This window comes from Amycolatopsis sp. NPDC102522 (assembly GCF_055584485.1).
This window is the reverse complement of the sequence record NZ_JBVJLY010000008.1, coordinates 31,150-50,898: the sequence shown is the minus strand read 5'-3', so window position 1 is coordinate 50,898 and position 19,749 is coordinate 31,150. Positions and strand designations below refer to the sequence as shown.

Below are 19,749 nucleotides of genomic sequence, written 5' to 3'. Positions count from 1 at the left end.
AAAGTGTTTCCTGGCAAAAGGAACTAACCGGCGTCCGGCACAGTCGACACCGATATGGAACTCGGTGTGCTGGGCCCGGTGGAAGTCACCAAGGACGGCCGTCAGATCCCGCTCGGCGCGGCACGGCTGCGGTGCGTGCTCGGCCTGCTCGCCCTCGATGCGGGCCGAGTCGTGCCGACCGACAGGGTCGCCGAAGCGCTGTGGGGCGAGCGACCGCCGCGCGTACAGGCCAACTCGATCCAGGTCACGGTCTCGAAGCTCCGCCGGGTGCTCGCGGGCGAGGCGGCCATCACCCGGCGCGGCCAGGGCTATCAGCTCGACATCGACCCCGGCGCGGTCGACCTGTACCGGTTCCGGAGCGCGGTGACGAGGGCGGGCACGCTAGGCGCGGACCAGGACGTCCGGGCGGAGGCGATCCTCGCCGACGCGCTGCGGCTGTGGCGGGGCGGCCCGCTGGCCGACGTCGACTCGGATCTGATCCGCCACCGGCTCGTGCCGTCGCTCGAACAGGAATGGCTCGCCGCCCGGCTCGACCACGCCGAGGTGACCCTGCGCCTGGGCGGGCATGCCAAGGCGCTGCCCGAGTTGACCGCGCTGGCCCGGCAGCATCCCCATCAGCAACGGCTCGCCGCGCAACTGATGCTCGCGCTCTACCGCGACGGCCGCCCCGATGACGCCCTGTCGGCCTACCGTCGCCTGCGGGCGGACCTGGGACGGCACAGTGGGCTCGAACCTTCCCGCGAACTACGGAAACTGCACCAGGACATCCTGTGCGCCGACCCGGCACTGGACCAGTCGGCCGTCGAGGACGTCCGCGTCACCCCGCACGTGGTGAAACCCGCGCAGCTGCCACTGGCCGTCGCGGAGTTCACCGGACGGGACGCGGAGGTCACCCGGCTCCTCGCTCACGCGCGCGCCGGGTCGATCTCCGCACTGGCCGGACAGGGTGGGGTGGGCAAGACCGCGCTGGCGCTCCAGGTGGCGCACGAACTGGCGCCCGGTTTCCCGGACGGTCAGCTCTATGTCAACCTCGGCGGCGCCCGGCCCGACCCGCTGGAGCCGGCCAGGGCACTGGTCGGGCTGCTCTCCGCGCTCGGCGTGCCGAGCGGGCATCTGCCGGACCGGCTGGAGGAACGCTCGGCGCTGTTCCGCAGTCTGCTCGCGAGCCGCCGTCTCGTGATGCTGCTGGACGACGCGGCGAGCGAGGCGCAAGTCCGTCCCCTGCTGCCGGGCACGCGCTCGGTGGCCGTGCTGGTGACCAGCAGGAACTCCTTGCTGGGCCTGGAGAGCGCCCGCCACCTCCGGTTGGACGTGCTCACTCTCGCGCAGGCGGTCGGACTGCTCGCCAAGGTGGCCGGGGCAGGCAGAATCGGCGACGAGCCGGAAGCGGCCGCGGAGCTGGCAGGCCTGTGCGGCCACCTGCCACTGGCCGTCCGGGTGGCGGCCGCCAAACTCGTCGCCCGGCCGCGCTTGGGTGTTTCGCAGCTCGTCCGCCGGCTCTCCGATGAGCGACGTCGCCTGGACGAGCTCGTGGCGGGTGACCTGGCCGTGCGGGCGAGCCTGCGGCTGAGCTACCAGGGGCTGGCCCCGCGGCTGCGTCACGCGTTCCGGACCTTCGCGCTGCTCGGAGTGTCTGACTTCGCTTCATGGGCGGGCGCCGCGATACTCGGTGTGTCCGCGGCGGAGGCCGAGGAACTGCTCGAAGCACTTGTCGACGTCCACCTGGTCGAAGTGTCCCATGTGGACGCTACGGGGCGGGCGCGGTATCGGTTCCACGACCTCACCAGGTTGTTCGCCAGGGAATGCGCGTTCGCGGAGGACGACGAAGTGGTCCGCGCCGAGTCCCTGCGCCGGGCGGTCGGCTGCTGGCTCGCACTGGCGGACGACGCGAACCGGCGCCTCCCTCACCACGTGCTGGACCTGATCGGCGGCACCGTGCCACGGCCCGCGCTGACCGCAAGCTGTACCCGGGAGCTGCTCGCCGATCCGATCGCGTGGTTCGACGCCGAACGCACCTCCCTGCTCATGCTGGTGCAGGACGCCGCCGATGCGGCCTGCCCGGCACCCGCGTGGGAAGCCGCCCAGGTTTCCGTCGGCTACCTCGCGATCCGGAACCTGCGGGACGAATGGGCCGAGACGAACCGGCCCGGACTGCGGGCGAGCGTCGCGGCGGGCGACAGACTGGGCGAAGCGGTCATGCTGCGAGGGCTCGCCCTGCATGTCCTTCCGGTGGACCACGGGGCGGCGCACGAGCACGCGGCCGCGGCGCAACGGCTGTTCGCCGGGCTCGGCGATCGCCGGGGCCAGGCGGACGCGCTACGGCTGCGCGGCGCCGCGCTCAGGCTCGCCGAACGATCGGACGAAGCTATGGAGTGCCTGCGAGCCGCGGACAAGGCCGCGCGCGGCGAAGCGTGGGTGAGCACCGTGAGTGCGTCGATCCTGATGGCGCTCATCCACCGCGACGCCGGACGGCTCGACGAGGTCGCGCCGTGCCTGCGCCGCGCCAGGGAACTGGCCCGGCGGCTCGGGGACGAGCCGAGCGAGGCGTTCGCCTGGCTGCTCGAAGGTTCGGTGCTGAGCACCCAAGACAAGACCGGCGACGCGGTCGCCGCGTTCGAACGGGCACTGGCACTGTTCCGTGCTCTGGGCCACCGGGCGACCCAGGCCATGACACTCGTCTATCTCGCGTGCGGCTACACCCGCGAGGGTGATGTGCGCGCCCAGTCCCTGCTCGATGAAGCCCTGCGGCTGGCGAAGGACCGCAGTCCCGAGCCGATCGGCTCGATGGCCGTCGGCGCGCTGGTCCGGTTCGTCTTCCCCCATGCCGAGTTCGAGCGCGCGCTGGCGGTGCTCGTGGCGACCGTGCGCCGGGACCGGCCTGCCAGCGTGGGCCTGGTGCCCGAACTCTTCCGCGAGCTGGGCGACTCCTACCAGGTGATGGGCGAACCCGCGAAAGCCGACGGCGCCTGGGAGCGATCCCGCCACCTTCTGGCGATCCGGCTGTGAACTATCGGCAGGATGTCTTCCATGGAGTATCTGCCGGATGAGCCGATCACGCTGCGAATGCCCGCCCGGATCTGGGCGGGCATCGATGCCGGGATCGACAATGTCGTGTCCCTGGCCGCCGCCGACGGCGATGAGGAGGTCGAAGGCATCGGGCGGGACATCCGAGAGGCGGGCTGGGACCAAGTCCCTTGGGTGGAGGGGAACTGGCCGCCGCTGGATCAGATCATCGCCATCCGGTTGACCCGAGCTCAATGGCGGTTCGCCGCCGATGATGCCCGCGAGAGCATCCCTGCGTACGAAGGACTTCAGGACGAGAAGGCGGCCCAGCTGTGCAGGGACGCTCTCGCACTGATCGAGACCGTGATCGTCTGAAGCCACCGTCACGCACGATGGCCGATTAGACCTTCAACACGGCTCGACAGTCGAGGCGATCACTTGGGTGACCGCTGTGATCGCCGGCGTGGCAGTGCCGGAAGCCGGGCCACGAAAACCCTGGCGATCCAAGATACGTCGACGTGCACGGACGTGCGGCTCGCGAACAAGCCGGTAGCCGTCGCTCGAAACGCACGGAAGGTTCCCTCATCGCCTCGTCTCGTATCGGGTCAGCATCACGCCGCCGGGAAACGTCCGGGTCTCGACCAGGATCAGGTTCACCCAGCTGTCCAGCGCGGTGAAGAACGGAGTGCCGCCGCCCACCAAGACCGGCACGGTGACCAGCACGTACTCGTCGATCAGCCCGGCCCGCATGGCCGCCCCGGCGAGCGTCGCGCCGCCGATGTCCATCGGGCCGGTGTCCTCGGCCTTGAGCCGGGTGATCTCGGTGACCGCGTCGCCGGTGACCAGGCGGGTGTTCCAGTCGACCGTGCTGATCGTCGAGGAGAACACCGCCTTCGGCATGTCCCGCCAGCGGCGGGCGTACTCGATCGCCGCCGGTGTGGCGCCGGGCTGCTGGTCGGCGGTCGGCCAGTGGGAACTCATCGCCTCCCACAGCTTGCGCCCGTACAGCGCCAGGCCCGTCGCCCCCACCCGGTCGGACCACCACTGGAACAGCTCGTCGCTCGGCGACGAGTCCGGTCCCTCACCCCCGCTCCAGCCGAGGTCGTCGCCGGGTGCGGCGATGTAGCCGTCCAGGGTCACGTTCATGCCAAAGGTCAGTTTCCGCATGGCGTCAGCCTGCCGTGAGTCGATATCACCCGTACAGACGGGGAGACCGTGGCTCCGGTGCCCGCCTCGCCGGCCGCTGTGAACGTCCGCGCGGACGTCGTCTACCGGCCGGTCGGTGATGTGACCCCGTACCGGACCCTGGCGCTCGGGGAGCCGCTCACCTTCGATCGCCGGATTCCTCAGGATCGCCGCTGAACACAGACCTCAAGAGGATGGACCGATGAGGGCCCCTGTGATGGCCGGGAGCGGGACACGCTCCCGGCCACCGATCCGCTACTTGGGCAGGGTGTTGGTCCACTCGGCGTTGATCTTGGCGCCGGCGGGGTCGGACACCGTGTACACCGCCCCGTCCAGGGTGATGAAGACCGACGTCCCGTTCACCCGTCCGGTCGCCGGATCGACGACGAGCCGCTCGCCCTCGGGCAGCAACAGACCTTGCCCACCCGGCACCGTGCCGAGGTTCTGGACACCCGGATAGTCGGCGATCATGCGGAAGGCCGTGGCCCGGACCTCCGGCTTGGCCGGCAGTGTGGAGACCAGTGAGATCAACGCCTGGAAGGCGGCTTTCTCCCGGTCACTCGCGGTGAACGGGCCCGCGCTGGTCCTGGCGTCGCTGCGCTTGAGGGCCTCGGCGATCCAGGCCTTCAACGCGACAGGGTCCGTCGGCAGGGCACGCAACTGCTCGAGGGTCAGATCGAGGGCGGCCATCGAGAACGGGGCGGCTGAACCCTTCTTCATCGGCGTGACCTTGCCTCCCGTCTTCGCTCCCCGCATCCACGCCTGACCGTCCGGCTTGATCCAGTACTCGTACCCCTTCGGAGCAGTGACGTCGTCCACCTTCACGTGCCAGTAGGTGCCGGCCCCCTCGGGGGAACGCTCAGCGGCGGTGGCGGCAGCGAGCAGGATCTCCTGCCCGCTGACCGTTCGCACCGGCGGACCGTCGACCGGTGCGCCCGGCATGGCCGCGATTGCCACGGCGGCCGCTGCCGCCGTGGCAATCGCGGCCCCCGTGACCAGCCATCCGGTCCGCCGCAGGGAGGCCCGGCCGCCGTGTATCCGGTTCTGGAGCTGGTGTCGGCTGCGGTCGACCACATCCTGGGACGGCTCGTCCGGGGTCAGCGCGGCGTGCAGCGTCTGCAGGTCATTCATCGAGTGCCTCCGGGGTGAGGATGAAGTTGAGCTTCTTGCGTGCACGGTTGAGCCGGGAACCGACCGTGCCGGAGGAGATACCGAGTGCCGTGGCCACTTCCTCGTACCCGAGCTGGCCGAGCGCCACGAGCAGCAGCACGTCCCGTTCCCCGGCGGACAGCCGCGAGAGCGCGTTCGCGAGTTGAGGAAGCAGCCGCCGGGCGGACACCGACTCGACCACCCTGCTCTCGTGCCCCTCGACCGCTGGTGCGACGTTCACCCGTGCCAGCGCCCGATAGTGGCGAGCCTCCTTGCGGCGGTGCCTGGCCACCAGATTCGTGGCGATGCCGAACAGCCAGACCCGCACCTCACCGCGTCGGGCGTCGAACGTGCCGCGCCGGTCGAACGCGACGAGGAACGTCTCCGCGGCGATGTCCTCCGCGGTCTGCGCGTCCAGCCGGCCGGCCACATACCGGTAGATGACCGCGAAGTAGCGATCGTGTACTTCCGTGAACAGTTCCGGGTCCTGCGGCAACCGGTCGGCCAGCTCGGCATCGGTCACCTGCTCGCCCGTTCCCGTTGTCATATGTCCCCCTCTGACATGTGGATCCTTTCGTCGACGGTCACCTTTCACCACCACTTCGCCGTCGGCCGGTTTCTTCTTCCCACCCGGCTGTGAGGTGCCGACCCGGCGAGGAAATCGCCTGTGCCCGACTTTCGGACCTACACGCCGGTGTGCCGGGACACTTACCGTGAGTGTGGTCTAGACCTCTCATGAGAGGAATCTTGCGATGAAGTTTTCCCGCTCCGCCGTCAAAGTCGCGGTACTGACCGCCGTGCTCAGCACGGTCTCGGTGTTCACCGCCGTCCCCGCCCTCGCACACGGCTCGATGGGCAACCCGGTCAGCCGGATCATGCGATGTTTCCAGGAGGGTCCGGAGAACCCGAAGTCCGCCGCGTGCAAGGCCGCCATCGCGGTGGGCGACAGCTGGCCGATCTACGACTGGGACGAGGTCAACATCGGCGACGCCAGCGGCCACAGCCGCGAGATCATCCCGGACGGCAAGCTGTGCAGTGCCGGCCGGGGTAAGTACAAGGGGCTCGACCTGGCCCGCGCCGACTGGCCGGCGACCACGATGCCGGGCAGCGGCCAGTACACCTTCAAGTATCAGCTGACCGCCGCGCACCCGGGCACCTTCGAGCTGTACGTCACCAAGCCGAGCTACGACCCGACGAAACCGCTCAAGTGGTCCGACCTGGAAGCCACCCCGTTCTACAAGCAGGACAACCCGCCGATCGTCGGCAATGCCTACCAGCTCAAGGCGAACCTGCCCGGCGGGCGCACCGGCAGGCACCTGATCTACTCGATCTGGCAACGCCACTGGCCTGACTCCGGCGAGGCCTTCTACTCCTGCTCGGACGTGATCTTCAACTGATCTCCACGGCCCGGCCGGCAGCGGTGGCGAAGACCGCTGCCGGCCGGCCATTTCGACAGGTCGAGCATGCCGGGTGAGCTCAGCGACCCACGCGCCCTTGCGACGAACCACCGTCGAAGGTGCCGCGCATCCAGTCGTTCATCAGCGCCGCCGTATGCGGGGCGTGCTCCTCCATCATGGTGAAGTGGTTGCCACGGGTGATGGCGGCCGTGTGCTCGAAGGGCCATACCGGTTCCCAGTCAGGGGGCCAGTCCTGCACCGGGTCGCCCGCGCGCACGAACAGCACCGGGATCGGCAGGTAGTCCGGCGTCCAGTCGAAGGTCCCGTAGTGCAGCATCGCGGTTATCCAGCTGTCGTTGGTGGGCACCACATAGCTCGGGTCGGCCATCCGGAGCTGCATTTCGTCACCCAGACCCGGCAGCAGACGGACCAGCCGCTCGTACTCGCTGGGGAGATAACTGTCCAGCACCACCACTCCGGCAGGCGGTGTGCCCTGTTCGTGCAGGTGCTGCGCGAGCAGGTGGGCGACGAGGCCGCCGGCGGACAGACCGGTCAAAACGAAAGGCTGATCTCCCAGCTCGGCACGCAGGCTGGCGGCGTGTGCCGCCAGCAGCATCTCCCGGGTCTTCGGCAGTGCCTCATCGCCGCGGAATCCCGGTTGCCGGAGCGACCAGACATCCCGTTCACCTTGGAAAGCCTTGGCCAGGCGCGAATACTGCACCGGATCGGCCTGTCCGGTGATGGCGGGGACGCACACCAGCGCCGGTCGCCCGGGGCCACTGGCCAGCCGGACCGGGCGGGCCGGATGCGGCAGCTGTTCCAGCGAGCCGAAAAAGGTGCGGTTCCTTTCCCAGCCTGAGACCCTGATGCGCATAAACCGCTGCCGGAAGTCTTCCCGGTCCTCGTCCTGGACCACGTCGTCTTCGCCCCTGCCCATGAGCTCCGCCAGATACTTGGCCAGCATCGCCGGGGTCGGGTGGTCGAAGGTGACGGTCGCCCGCAGCCGCCGTCCCAGCGCCTCGGCCAAGTGGTTACGGATGCGGACCGCGGCCAGTGAGTCCACCCCCATCTCCAGAAACCCGGCGTGCCGGTCGAGTTCCGCGGTATCGACGTGGCCGAGAGCCAGCGCGACCTTGTCCAGCACCAGGTCGAGGAGTGCGCGCTCCCGGTCCGGCCCGCTGAGCAGGTCGAGCAGCGGGCGCGGCCGGTCCGGGGTGTCCGGCCGGTCCCTGAGTTCCCGCAGCAGGTGCCGGTCGTCGGCGTCGTCCAGCGTGAGGCGGGCGGGCACCAGCACAGGGTCAGTGAGGGACACCGCGGCGTCGAACAGGGCAAGCGCCTCCTTGGTGGACAGCATGTCCACCGACGTCCGGAGGTGGCTGGTCAGGTCGCTGCGCTCGGCCCACAGGCCCCACGCGAGCGAGATCGCCGGCAGGCCTTGGCTGCGACGGTGGTGGGCGAGCCCGTCGAGTACGGCGTTGGCCGCGGCGTAGTTCGACTGGCCCGCGCTGCCCGCGGTGGCGGCGGCGGAGGAGAACAGGACGAACGCCTTGAGCGGGAGCGCTTTCGTCAGCTCGTGGAGGGCGATGGCCGCTTCCGCTTTCGGCCGCATGACCGTGTCCAGGCGGTCCCCGGTCATGGTCAGCATCACGCCGTCGTCCAGTGCCCCGGCCGCGTGCACCACGATCGTCGGCCGATGGTCCGCGAGCACGCGGGCCAGGTGCGTCCGGTCGGTCACGTCGCAGGCGACCGTGGTCGCGACGGCACCGAGCTCGGCGAGCGCGGTCACCAGTTCCGGCGCGTGGCCACCACGGCTGAGCAGTACGAGCCGCCGCACCCCGTGCGCGGTGACCAGATGCCGGGCGAGCAGCCCACCGAGGGTGCCGGTGCCGCCGGTGATCAGCACGACGTCGTCGGCATCGGCGAACCGCGCCGGGGCGGGCGGGACGACTCGCACCAGGCGGCGCGCCAGCACCCGGCCGCCGCGCAGGGCGAGCTCCGGCTCGTCGGCGGCCAGCGCGGCCGCGATCGTCAACGGGGTGATCTCGTCGGCGTCCAGCAACACGAACCGACCGGGCTCCTCGGTCTGGGCGGAGCGCACCAGACCGGTGACAGCCGCGCCGGCCAGATCGCTGACATCCTCGCCGGTCACGGCCGCCACCGCGCCCGAGGTGAGGAACACCAGCCTGGACGCGGCGAACTCCGGACGCGTCGTCCACCACTGAGCCAGCGACAGCGCGCGATGCGCAGACTCCCGCAGCGCACCTTCGGCACCGGCTATGAGCACCGCGTCCGGCACGGGTAGACCACCGGAGACCGCGTTCTCGAGCGCGTCCAGATCAGGGAAAACCGGGAACTGGCCGGTCTCGATTCCGACGGTGACGACGACTTCCGAGGCCGTGCTGACAGCGGTGCGCACCTCGACCCATCTGCTCCGGAACAGCGCGTCCCGTGGGGCCTCACGGTGCGCGACGGCCGGTCGCAGCACCAGCGAATCCACCGACAGCACCGGTGCGCCCGCTCCATCGGTCACGCTCAGCCGCACCGACTCGTCCGCCGAGCCCTGCAGCCGTACGCGCAGCATCGCCGGTTCGGTGGCATGCGCGCTCACCCCGGCCCAGACGAACGGCAACACCGGTCCGTCCGTCACGGGTGCCGAACCATCGAACCCGAGGGCGTGCAGGGCGGAGTCCAGCATCGCCGGGTGGATCACGAAGCCCCGCTCGTCCACCGGGCAGTCCACTTCGGCGAAGACTTCCTTGTCACGCCGCCAAACCGCGCGCAACCCTTGGAACGTGGGGCCATAGTGCAGCCCGCGCTCGACCATGGCGGGGTAGATACCTTGGTGCGCGACAGGTTCCGCACCCGCGGGTGGCCACTCGTCGATCGCGGCCGGTTCGATCCGTTCAGGGCTCAGCGTCCCGCCGCCGTGGTGCACCCAGTTCCCACCGTCCACTTTGGCGTGCAGCTGCAGGCCTCGCCGTCCGGTGCCGTCGGGCGCGCCGACCCGCAGTTGGACGATGGCGGCCGCGTCGTCCGGCACCACCAGTGGCCGTTCCAGGGTCAGTTCCTCGACCATGGGGCACTGCGCGGCTGTCCCGGCACGCAAGGCGAATTCCAGCCAGGCGGTGCCGGGCAGGATCACCTCGTCCAGTACGCGGTGATCGGCCAGCCATGGCGACGAAGTCACCGACAGGCGGCCGGTCAGCACCAGTTCGCCGGTGCCCGCCAGCTCGACAGGCGCGTCCAGGACCGGATGCCCACTGTCGCGCGTCTCTCCCGGCGTGACCCAGAACCGTTTGCGTTCGAAGGGATAGGTCGGCAGCTCGGTGAAACCCGGAGTCTCCCGGCCCGCCCACGCGGTCCACTTCGGGCCAAGACCGCGGACGTGGAGTTCGGCGAGTGCGGCGAGGAAGGCGTCGCGGCCGTTCTCGCCGCGGCGCAGCGTCCCGGTGACCACGGCCCGGTCGCCGACGGCCGCCAGCACCGAGTGGACGAGTACGGGGTGCGGGCTGACTTCGACGAAGAAAGTGTGCTCCGGCACCGGAAGCCCGGCGAGGGCCGCATCGAAATGCACGGGCATCCGCAGGTTGCGGTACCAGTACCCCGCGTCCAGTTCGGGCCCGGCGAGCACCGTCGCGGTCACGGCGGAGTGGAACGGGATGGCGGTGGGCCGGGGTGAGATCGGGGCCAGCTCGGTGAGCACCCGTTCGCGGACCGACTCGACCTGAGGGGAGTGGGACGCGTAGTCGACAGCCAACCGCCGGACCTGGACCCCGGATCCGGCCAGATCCGTCAGCAGCCGGTCGAGCGCCTCGATGTCCCCGGCGACCACCGAGGACTCCGGTCCGTTCACCGTGGCGATCGCCAGCCGCTCGTCCAACAGGGGGCGGAGCCGGTCGGCGGACAGCTCCACCGAGGCCATACCGCCGCGGCCGGACAACGTGGTCAGCGCTTTCGCCCGCCGGCCCACCACCAGCGCGGCGTCCTCCAGCGACAGTGCGCCCGCGACGTGGGCGGCGGCGATCTCGCCCTGGCTGTGCCCCACCACCGCGTCAGGTTCGATACCGCCGGCGCGCCAGAGCGCGGCCAGCGAGACCATCACCGCGAACAACGCGGGCTGCACCACGTCCACCCGGTCCAGCGACGGCGCGTCCGGCTCCTGCCGCAGCACTGCCAGCAGGTCCCAATCGAGGTGCGGCGCCAGCGCGCGAGCACAGCGCTCGACGTGCTCCTTGAACACCGGCGAGGTCTCCAGCAGGTCACCGGCCATGCCTGCCCACTGGCCGCCTTGGCCGGGGAAGACGAACACCACCTTGCCGGTCAGATCGGCCGTGCCCGTGACGAGACCCGGTGCCGCGGTGCCCCGGTTCAACGCGGTCAGCGCCGTTCGCGGATCGGCGTCGAGTATCACGGCACGGCGATCGAACGTGCTGCGTGAGGTGATCAGCGCGTGCGACAAGGCCACCGGATCCCTGTCGTCCACATGGGACAGCAGCTGCCCGGCCCTTGCCCGCAGAGCGGATTCGGTACGGGCTGAGAGCACCCACGGCAACTGCTCCGCCTCGGGAGTTCCGGTCGCCTCCAGTGGTGGAGCCTCTTCGATGATCACGTGCGCGTTGGTGCCGCTGATACCGAAGGAGGACACCGCCGCGCGACGGGGACGGCCGTCGGCCGCCTGCCAGGGGCGGCTCTCGGTGAGCAGGTCGACCCCGCCGCCGCGCCAGTCCACCTGGGACGTCGCCTGGTCCACGTGCAGGGTTTTGGGCAAGGTCCGGTTGCGCAGCGCGAGCACGATCTTGAGTACCCCGGCGACCCCGGCGGCGGCCTGGGTGTGCCCGATGTTGGACTTGATCGAGCCGAGGGTCAGCGGAGTATCCCGGTCGCGGCCGTACGCGGCCTGCAGAGCGGATGCCTCGATCGGGTCGCCGAGCCGGGTGCCCGTTCCGTGCGCTTCGACGGTGTCCACGTCCTGGCCGCGCAGCCCCGCGTCGGCCAGCGCGTCGCGGATCACCCGCTGCTGCGCGAGCCCGTTGGGCGCGGTCAGCCCGTTGGAGGCACCGTCGGAGTTGACCGCGCTGCCCCGCACCACGGCGAGCACCGGGTGCCCGGCCGCGAGGGCGTCGGAGAGCCGTTCCACGACCACCACACCGGCGCCTTCACCCCAGCCGACCCCGTCCGCGGACTCGGCGAACGCCTTGCACCGGCCGTCCGCCGCGAGCGCGCCCTGGTGCCGGAAGGCATTGAACACGCCGGGCGTGGACATCACCACCGCGCCGCCTGCCAGTGCGAGGTCGCATTCCCCGGCGCGCAGCGACCGCACAGCCAGGTGCAGGGCCACCAGCGAGGACGAGCACGCGGTGTCGATCGAGACCGACGGCCCTTCCAGCCCGAGCAGGTAGGCGACCCGCCCGGACAGCACGCTCGCCGCGGTGGCGGTCGCCACGTGGTCGGCGAATTCGTCGACGTTCGCACTGATCAGCCGCCGGTAGTCCTGGTCGCTGGTCCCGGTGAACACCCCGGTTCGGGAGCCACGCAGGGTGGTCGGGTCGATTCCGGCCCGTTCCAGCGCCTCCCAGGAGATCTCCAGCATCAGCCGCTGCTGTGGGTCCATGGACAGTGCCTCGTGCGGGCCGATGCCGAAGAAGCCGGCGTCGAACCAGGCCGCGTCGGCCAGGAACCCGCCGGCGCCGGTGCGTCCTTGCGGCCAGCCGCGGTCGGCGGGGAACGAGGTGGTGGCGTCGTGGCCGCCGTCGAGCAGCCGCCACAGCGCATCGGGGTCGGTCGCCCCGCCGGCGAACCGGCACCCCAGCCCCACGATGGCGATCGGCTCACGGGTGCCTGCCTCGGCTGCCCGCAGGCGTTCCCTGGTGTCCCGCAGCGCCGTGGTCAGGCGGTGCAGGGTGTCGAGTACTTTGCTGTCCTCAGCCATCGAGGAGACCCTCCGCTGCCAACAAGATTTCCCGTTCGGCCCGGCCGAGCACGTCGTCGAGGTCGGCGGCCGCGGGCTCGGCCACCGGTTCGGGCCGGGGTGGTGCCGGTGGCGCGCTCGGCGTGAGCTCGGTGTTCAGATACCCGGCCAGGGCGGTGGGCGTCGAATGGTCGAACAGGGCGGTGGCGGGCACCCGCAACCCCGTTTGCGCCCGCAGCTGGTTGCGCAGCTCGATGATGCCCAGGGAACTGAGTCCCTGCTCGTGGAAGGGTTTGCCCGGCTGAACCTGGGTGACCGAGTCGTGCCCGAGTACCGTGGCGACCTGACGGCACACCAGTTCGCGCAGTACCCGGACCCGCTCGGACTGGGGCATCCCGGCCAGGCGCGCCACGAGTGAGGAGGCCTCCGGTTGCGGCTCGGCGGCCTTGCTCTGGCGGGCTTCCGGCAGCTCCGCGAGCAGTGGGCTGTGCCGGTTGGTGGCGAAGACCGAGAGGAATCGGTCCCAGTCCACGTCGGCGATCACCAGACCTGACTCCTCGCGACCGAAGGCCGTGGCCAGTGCGGCGATGCCGAGGTCGGGGTCGAGCACGGTCATGCCGTTGCGTCGCAGCCTGGTGCCCACGGCCTCCGCGCCCGCCCCGTCCACGGCCATCCCGCCGTCGCCCCACGGTCCCCAGGCGAGCGAGGTGGCGGTGAGCCCGTCGGCACGCCGTTGGTCGGCCAGCGCGTCGAGATAGGTGTTGGCCGCCGCGTAGTTGGCCTGGCCCGCGTTGCCCACCGCGCCGGTGGCGGAGGAGAACAGCACGAACGCCTCCAGCCCGCTGGTGAGTTCGTGGAGGTTGCGGGCACCTTCGACCTTGGCGTGCAGGGCCACGGCCAGTCGCCGCGGGTCCAGCGCGTCGAGCACACCGTCGTCGAGGACCCCGGCCGTATGCGCGACTCCCGTCAACGGCCGGTCCGCCGGGATCGCCGCGAGCAGCCTGGCCATGGCGTCGCGGTCGGCCACGTCGCAGGCGACAGCCTCGACCTCGGCACCGAGCACGGTCAGATCGGCGAGGAACTCGGGGTCGTCGACGTGCCTGCCGGTCAGCAGCAGCCGTTCCACCCCCTCGGCGGCGAGCCAGCGCGCCAACTTCCTTCCCAGCGCGCCGAAAGCGCCGGTGATCAGGGTGGTGCCACGGCGCGGCCAGCGGCGCGGTGTCGCCTTCTCGCGGGGACCGGCGGGTGCGTGCAGCATACGCCGGGCGAAGACGCCCGAGGCGCGGACGGCGACCTGATCCTCCGTCGCCGACATCACTCCGGCCAGCCGTTCGCTCGCGGCAGAGTCCAAAGTGGACGGAAGATCCACCAGGCCGCCCCACCGTGCCGGATGTTCCAGCGCCGCGACCCGGCCGAGGCCCCACACCATGGCCTGTACCGGGGAGCCCAGCCGATCGCCGTGCCCGGTGGACACCGCCGACTGGGTCGCGCACCACAACGGCAGGTCGAGTTCGAGGTCTCCCATGGCCTGGATGAGCGCCGTGGTCGAGGCGAGCCCGGCGGGCACCCCGGCGACGGCGGGGTGCGGTCGTTCGTCCAGTGCCAGCAGGGACAGCACTCCGTCGATCGGTTCGCCATCCCGGATGGGTGCGAGCAGTTCGGCGATTTCCGCACGACCGGCATCGGCGCCGACGCCCAGCACCACGGCCCCGAGCGCCGCGCGGACGGGTTCCGGCACGGGCAGGTCCGCGGCGTGCACCACGACCCAGTTCCGCTTGCGGGCGACCTGTCCTGCCACAGGCTGCCAGGAGATGCGGTACCGCAACCGATCCGTCGCGGCGGTCTGGTCGTTCTCACGCCGCCACCGCGCCATCGCGGGCAGCAGTTCGGTGACCTTCGGCTCGGTGCCGGTGCCCAGCAGGTCGCCGAGACGCTGAAGGTCTCCGCTCGCCACGGCGTCCCAGAACGCCGAATCCGGGGAGCGGGACTGCGAGGTCGCCTCCGGCAGCAGCCAGAACCTCTTGCGCTGGAAGGGATAGGTCGGCAGGTCCACCCGCCGTGCCCCGCTGCCCGCGTACCACCGCGACCAATCCGGCCCCTGTCCCCGCACGTGCAGTGCCGCCACGGCGGCGAGTACGTCCGCGTCCCGCAGACCGGGGACCACGGCCGTGTCCGCGGCTTCACCGAGGCAGTCCGCGGTCATCTCGGTCAGCGTGGTCTCCGGACCCAGTTCCAGGAACGTGCTCACCCCTCGGTCGTGGAGGGTCCGCACCCCGTCGGCGAACCTGACCGTGCCACGCACGTGGTCCGCCCAGTACTCCGGAGAGCACAGCTGTTCTTCGGTGGCCACCTGGCCGGTCAAGCCGGACACGATCGGGATCAGGGGCGGCCGGTAGCTCAGGCTCCTTGCCACAGAAAGGAATTCGTCGAGCATCGGAGCCATCAGCGCGGAGTGGAAGGCGTGACTGACGCGCAGGCGCTTGGTCCTGCGCCCCTGCGCGCGGAAGGTCTGGGCCACCGCGGCGACGGCGTCCTCGGCTCCCGAGAGCACCACTGAACGCGGGCCGTTGACCGCCGCCAGCGAAACCCCTGCCGGCAGGTGCTCGACCTCGTCCGCCGAGGCCGCCACCGCGTACATCGCCCCGTGAGGTGGCAACGCCTGCATGAGCGAACCGCGCGCCGCGACCAGACGGCAGGCCTCCGGCAGTGACAGCACCCCGGCCACGTGGGCGGCGGCCAGTTCACCGACGGAGTGCCCCAGCAGCAGGTCCGGCCGGATGCCCCAGCTCTCCAGCAGGCGGAACAGTGCGACCTCGAACGCGAACAGCCCGGTCTGCGCGAACTCCGTCCGGTCCAGGGTTTCCTGGTCCGTGCCGAAGACGGCGGCCCGTACCTGCGGCCGCAACTCCGCGCCAACCTCGTCGAAGGCCTTGGCGAACACCGGGTACCGCTCGTGCAGCAGACGGCCCATGCCGGCGCGCTGACTGCCCTGCCCGGCGAACAGGAAGGCCAGACCGCCCTCGGCCACCACCCCCGTGGTGAGACCGGGATCGGTTCTGCCGGCGGCCAGCGCGGCCAGCGCGCGGCCGAGCTGTTCGCGGTCGCCGCCGGTGAGCACGGCCCGGTCGGTCAGCGCGGAACGGGTCGTGGCCAAGGAGAAACCCAGGTCGTGCACATCGGCCCCGGGGTAGGTGTCGCAGTGCGCGAGCAGCCGGGCTGCCTGCGCGCGCAGTGCCGTCTCCGAACCGCCCGAGACGGTCCACAGCAGCGGGAGTTCGCTCGGCGGGGCCGCCGGTCCGTCCGGTTCGGCCGGGGGCTGTTGCAGGATCACATGGGCGTTCGTGCCGCCGATACCGAAGGACGAGACACCGGCCCGCCGGATCGGTCCCCGGTTCGGCCACGGCGTGGGTTCGGTGACCAGGTGCAGCCCGGCCGCCCAGTCCACGTGCGAGCTGGGCGTCTCGACGTTGACGGTGGCCGGGACCGTGCGATGCCGCATGGCCAGCACCATCTTGATCAGGCCGGCGGCCCCGGCGGCGGCCTGGGTGTGCCCCAGGTTGGACTTCAGTGAGCCCACCAGCAGCGGCCGGCCCGGCGGCCGGTGCGCGCCGTAGGCGGCCAGGAGCGCGCCCGCCTCGATCGGGTCGCCCAGTTTCGTCCCGGTGCCGTGCGTCTCCACGACGTCCACATCGGACGGTCGCAGCCCGGCGTCCGCGAGCGCGGTGGACAGCAACTGCTGCTGGGCGGCACCGTTGGGCGCGGTGAGCCCGTTGCTGGCGCCGTCGGAGTTGACCGCGGACCCGGTGATCAGCGCCAGCACCGGATGGCCGTTCCGGCGCGCGTCGGAGTACCGCTCCAGCGCGAACATGCCGCCGCCCTCGGCCCAAGCCGTGCCGTCGGCGTCTTCGGCGAACGGCTTGGCCCGCGCGTCCGGCGCCAGCCCGCCCTGCCTGCTGAACTCCACGAACACCAAGGGCGACGCCAGCACGGTCACCGCTCCGGCCAGCGCCAGCGAGCATTCGCCCCGGCGCAGCGCCGCGGCGGCCAGGTGCACGCCGACCAGGGAGGAGGAGCACGCCGTGTCGATCGACAGGTTGGGGCCCTGCAGGCCGAAGGTGAACGAGATCCGGCCGGAGGCCACGCTGGACACGGTCCCGATCGCCAGGTTCGGCCGCTCGGCGGCTCCGGCGTGCCCGGGGCCGATGCCGTACTCGCTGTGGGTGAGCCCCGCGTAGACCCCGGTGTCGCTGCCTCGCAACGTGGCCGGGTCGATGCCGGCCCGCTCGAAGGCCTCCCAGGACAGTTCCAGCAGCAAGCGCTGTTGCGGGTCCATTTCCAGGGCCTCGTGGCCGCCGATACCGAAGAACGCGGCGTCGAACTCGGCGGCCTCGTGCAGGAACCCGCCTTCGCGCACATAGCTGGTGCCCGGCCGCTGCCGCTGCGGGTCGTACAGCGTCTCCAGGTCCCAGCCGCGATCGGTCGGCATCGGCGTGATGACGTCGCCGCCTTCGGTGAGCAGCTGCCACAGGTCCTCGGGGGACTGCACGCCGCCGGGGAAGCGGCAGCTCATGCCGACGATGGCGATCGGCTCGTCCGAACCTGCACGGCGGCGCACGAGGGCCGGTGGCCTCGGCGCGCTGCCGTCCAGGTGCGCGGTCAGCTGGTTCGGCGTGGGGTGGTCGAACAGGGCGGTCGTGGCGATCTTCAGCCCGGTCCGCCTGCGCAGCCGGTTGACCAGTTCGACAGCGCTCACCGAGTCCATGCCCAGCTCGAAAAAGGTCCGGTCCGGCCGGTAACCGCCGCTGATCAGCGACTCGGTCTCGGCCCGGATCAGCCGGGGGAGGTCCGTGGCGACGGCGCCGGTGGGTTCGGCGACCTCGGTGGGCAGGTGCACGCGGCGGCCGCCCCAGTCGCCGAGCACCTCCGGCCAGGCGACCGGCACCCCGTGCCCGTGCAGCTCGCCGAGGGTGCCCAGCACCGCGCGCAGGTCGGACTGGCCACCGCGCAGCGCGGCGGTGACGAGCAGGTCGCCGGTGGCCACGCCGGGCAGGGTCTCCTCGACCAGTGCCGCGAGCACCCCGTTCGCGCTCATGTCGACGTAGGTGTCGACGCCGGCGGCCGCCAGGGTGGTGACGCAGTTCAAGAAGTGCCCGGTGCCGCGTACCTGGGCGCCCCAGTACTCGGGCAGGCACACCACACCGGGATCGGTCCCGAGCCCGGTGTGCACCGGGACGATCGGGATACGCGGCGGGTAGGCGGTCAGGCCGCGCGCGAACTGCTCGAATTCGCCTGCCATCGCGGCCATGTGCGGGGAGTGGAAGGCCCGGTCCACCGGCAGCTGCTTGACCTTGCGCCCACGGTCGGCCCAGAGCCGGGCGATGCCCAGCACGGTGTCGCGGTCGCCGGAGACGACGACGGAGTCGGGTGAGTTGACCGCGGAGATCGCCGCCAGCTCCGTCAGCCCGGTCAGCGACTCCTGTGCTTCGGCCTCGGTGATCCGCAGCGCCACCATGGCGCCGCCGACAGGTGTCCGGTGCCGGAACAACCGGACCCGCTCGGCCAGGAGCGCGGACACGTCCGGAAGGGAGTACACCCCGGCCGCGGTGGCCGCGGCCAGTTCCCCGACCGAGTGGCCGACCACGAAGTCCGGGCGAACGCCCCACTGCTCGAACTGCCGGAACAGCGCAAGCTGCAGGGCGAACAGGGCGTCCTGGGTGTACATCGCTTCGTCGGCGGGCGCCACCTCGGTGCCGCGGTCGCCCAGCAGCAGGTCGCGCACCGACCAGGTGGACGCCGCGTCCAAGTGGTCGCACACCTCGTCGAGCGCGTCGGCGAACACGTCGAACAGCGGGTACAGCTCGCGGCCCATCCCCGGCCGTTGTCCGCCTTCGCCGGGGAACATCAACGCCACCTTGCGCCCGGTCCCGGCCTCTGCCGCACCTGCCCGGCCGTCGGCCAGTTCGGCGAGGCCCGCGACGAGTTCCGCCCGGTCCTCGCCCAGCACGATGCCCCGGTGCGGCAGGTGTGACCGCGCCAGCGCCAGCGTGTGTGTGGTGTCGAGCAGGTCCGGCTCGGCAGACCCGTCCAGGTGGGCGCGCAGGGTCTCCGCCTTGCCGCGCAGGCTCTCCGCGCTGTCGGCCGACAGCATCAGCGGCAGGACCGGCACCGCGCGGCGCTCGGGCGGTCGCGTCCGGGCGGGCGGTTCGGACAGCACCAGCGCGCAGGCGGTCCCGGCACCGTCGGCCGAGCTGAACACGATGGGCACCCGGTGGTCTTGCCCGCGACCGAGCAAGGCGGGCGGCTCGAACAGTGCCGACACCACGTCGTCCTCGTCGACGGGGTCGACCTCGCCAGGGTCCACCCCGGCTCGCTCGCACGCCAGCTGTACGACGGCGCCCCTGCCCAGCGCGCTCCCGTCGAACACGCAATGAATCGGGTCCTCGTCCGCGATCGCGGAGGCAATCGGTTTCAGCACCAGAAACGCACAGTCGCCGGGCGAAACCACTCCGGCGATGGCGAGCGCTGATTCACCCATGTGAATGCTCTGGAGGCAAAGGTGCAGGAGGGCTGCGGACTGGATTTCCGCCGTCACCACGGGGCCCAGCAGGCCGAACTCCGCCGCGACCGGTTCGGCCTGCGTTGTGGCGAACACGCCTACGGCTGCGCCGGCCAGTGATTCCGGGGTGATACCGGCATTCTCCAGCGCCTGTCGCGCCACCACGGCAGGCGGCACGGACAAGGGCGCGCGCGACAAACCGACCAGCGCGACCGAGGAGGAATTCGTGGTGCTGTCGAACTGCATGAAACCGCCCGTCCAGTCGTCATTCACCCGGCGCGATCTCGGCAAAGTCCGATCGGAAGAATACCGGGACATGCCCAAGAGATGCCATTTGCGGAATACGGGGTTCGCTGAACGTAGTCAGCTCGCGTAAACCCTGTCAAGATCATCCATTTGCGCTAGGGGGCGATTGTCGAGAACAGGGGTTGTATTCAGGCGACCCCTAATCTCGCGGGTCGACTCTATGAATCGTCGCCGAGCGGGGTTACGGTGTGGCATTGGCAAACGGAATCCGAGCCGAACTTTCGAATCCATCAATTGACATCGAT

The 19,749-nt window shown here is 71.0% G+C and carries 9 protein-coding genes; 4 read left to right on the top strand and 5 right to left on the bottom strand.

What is annotated here, in order from left to right:
* Positions 1 to 54 precede the first annotated feature (54 nt).
* Both ACZ6YV_RS20290 and ACZ6YV_RS20285 read left to right on the top strand, forming a co-directional pair.
* A complete protein-coding gene (locus tag ACZ6YV_RS20290) occupies positions 55 to 3,006 on the top strand; it encodes an AfsR/SARP family transcriptional regulator (RefSeq protein ID WP_465511070.1) in 2,952 nt (983 codons plus the stop codon).
* A 21-nt stretch (positions 3,007 to 3,027) separates the two neighbouring features.
* On the top strand, positions 3,028 to 3,378 hold the full coding sequence (locus ACZ6YV_RS20285; protein ID WP_465511069.1) for a hypothetical protein: 351 nt from the start codon (positions 3,028 to 3,030) through the stop codon (positions 3,376 to 3,378).
* A 207-nt stretch (positions 3,379 to 3,585) separates the two neighbouring features.
* Here the strand turns inward: ACZ6YV_RS20285 and ACZ6YV_RS20280 are convergent, their stop codons facing one another.
* Positions 3,586 to 4,170, bottom strand: a complete 585-nt coding sequence (locus ACZ6YV_RS20280) for a dihydrofolate reductase family protein (protein WP_465511068.1) — start codon at positions 4,168 to 4,170, stop codon at positions 3,586 to 3,588.
* A 57-nt stretch (positions 4,171 to 4,227) separates the two neighbouring features.
* Between ACZ6YV_RS20280 and ACZ6YV_RS20275 the strand changes: the two genes are divergently transcribed.
* Positions 4,228 to 4,365 carry a hypothetical protein gene (locus ACZ6YV_RS20275; protein ID WP_465511067.1) on the top strand — a complete coding sequence of 46 codons (138 nt, stop codon included), beginning with the start codon at positions 4,228 to 4,230 and terminating at the stop codon, positions 4,363 to 4,365.
* Between the two features lie 78 nt (positions 4,366 to 4,443).
* On the opposite strand, the gene ACZ6YV_RS20270 is transcribed toward ACZ6YV_RS20275, so the two are convergent.
* Together ACZ6YV_RS20270 and ACZ6YV_RS20265 are read right to left on the bottom strand one after the other, a co-directional pair.
* On the bottom strand, positions 4,444 to 5,319 hold the full coding sequence (locus tag ACZ6YV_RS20270) for a CU044_5270 family protein (RefSeq protein ID WP_465511066.1): 876 nt from the start codon (positions 5,317 to 5,319) through the stop codon (positions 4,444 to 4,446).
* Entirely contained in the window at positions 5,312 to 5,884 is a 573-nt protein-coding gene (locus ACZ6YV_RS20265) for an RNA polymerase sigma factor (protein WP_465511065.1), read from the bottom strand. Before ACZ6YV_RS20265 ends, ACZ6YV_RS20270 begins: the two co-directional genes overlap by 8 nt.
* A 205-nt stretch (positions 5,885 to 6,089) precedes the next feature.
* On the opposite strand from ACZ6YV_RS20265, the gene ACZ6YV_RS20260 reads away from it, so the two are divergent.
* Complete coding sequence (locus tag ACZ6YV_RS20260; RefSeq protein ID WP_465511064.1) at positions 6,090 to 6,734, top strand: lytic polysaccharide monooxygenase auxiliary activity family 9 protein; 645 nt, start codon at positions 6,090 to 6,092, stop codon at positions 6,732 to 6,734.
* 79 nt (positions 6,735 to 6,813) lie between these two features.
* On the opposite strand, the gene ACZ6YV_RS20255 is transcribed toward ACZ6YV_RS20260, so the two are convergent.
* Both ACZ6YV_RS20255 and ACZ6YV_RS20250 read right to left on the bottom strand, forming a co-directional pair.
* Positions 6,814 to 12,663, bottom strand: a complete 5,850-nt coding sequence (locus tag ACZ6YV_RS20255; protein WP_465511063.1) for an SDR family NAD(P)-dependent oxidoreductase — start codon at positions 12,661 to 12,663, stop codon at positions 6,814 to 6,816.
* Complete coding sequence (locus ACZ6YV_RS20250; protein ID WP_465511062.1) at positions 12,656 to 19,444, bottom strand: type I polyketide synthase; 6,789 nt, start codon at positions 19,442 to 19,444, stop codon at positions 12,656 to 12,658. The genes ACZ6YV_RS20255 and ACZ6YV_RS20250 overlap by 8 nt, the downstream gene beginning before the upstream one ends.
* Positions 19,445 to 19,749 lie beyond the last annotated feature (305 nt).

What these genes read in the sequence shown, in the direction of transcription:
- ACZ6YV_RS20250 (WP_465511062.1), bottom strand. Translation starts at nt 19,444, where the DNA reads ATGCAGTTCGACAGCACCACGAATTCCTCCTCGGTCGCGCTGGTCGGT.
- ACZ6YV_RS20260 (WP_465511064.1), top strand. Translation starts at nt 6,090, where the DNA reads ATGAAGTTTTCCCGCTCCGCCGTCAAAGTCGCGGTACTGACCGCCGTG.
- ACZ6YV_RS20265 (WP_465511065.1), bottom strand. Translation starts at nt 5,884, where the DNA reads ATGACAACGGGAACGGGCGAGCAGGTGACCGATGCCGAGCTGGCCGAC.
- ACZ6YV_RS20270 (WP_465511066.1), bottom strand. Translation starts at nt 5,319, where the DNA reads ATGAATGACCTGCAGACGCTGCACGCCGCGCTGACCCCGGACGAGCCG.
- ACZ6YV_RS20280 (WP_465511068.1), bottom strand. Translation starts at nt 4,170, where the DNA reads ATGCGGAAACTGACCTTTGGCATGAACGTGACCCTGGACGGCTACATC.
- ACZ6YV_RS20255 (WP_465511063.1), bottom strand. Translation starts at nt 12,663, where the DNA reads ATGGCTGAGGACAGCAAAGTACTCGACACCCTGCACCGCCTGACCACG.
- ACZ6YV_RS20290 (WP_465511070.1), top strand. Translation starts at nt 55, where the DNA reads ATGGAACTCGGTGTGCTGGGCCCGGTGGAAGTCACCAAGGACGGCCGT.
- ACZ6YV_RS20285 (WP_465511069.1), top strand. Translation starts at nt 3,028, where the DNA reads ATGGAGTATCTGCCGGATGAGCCGATCACGCTGCGAATGCCCGCCCGG.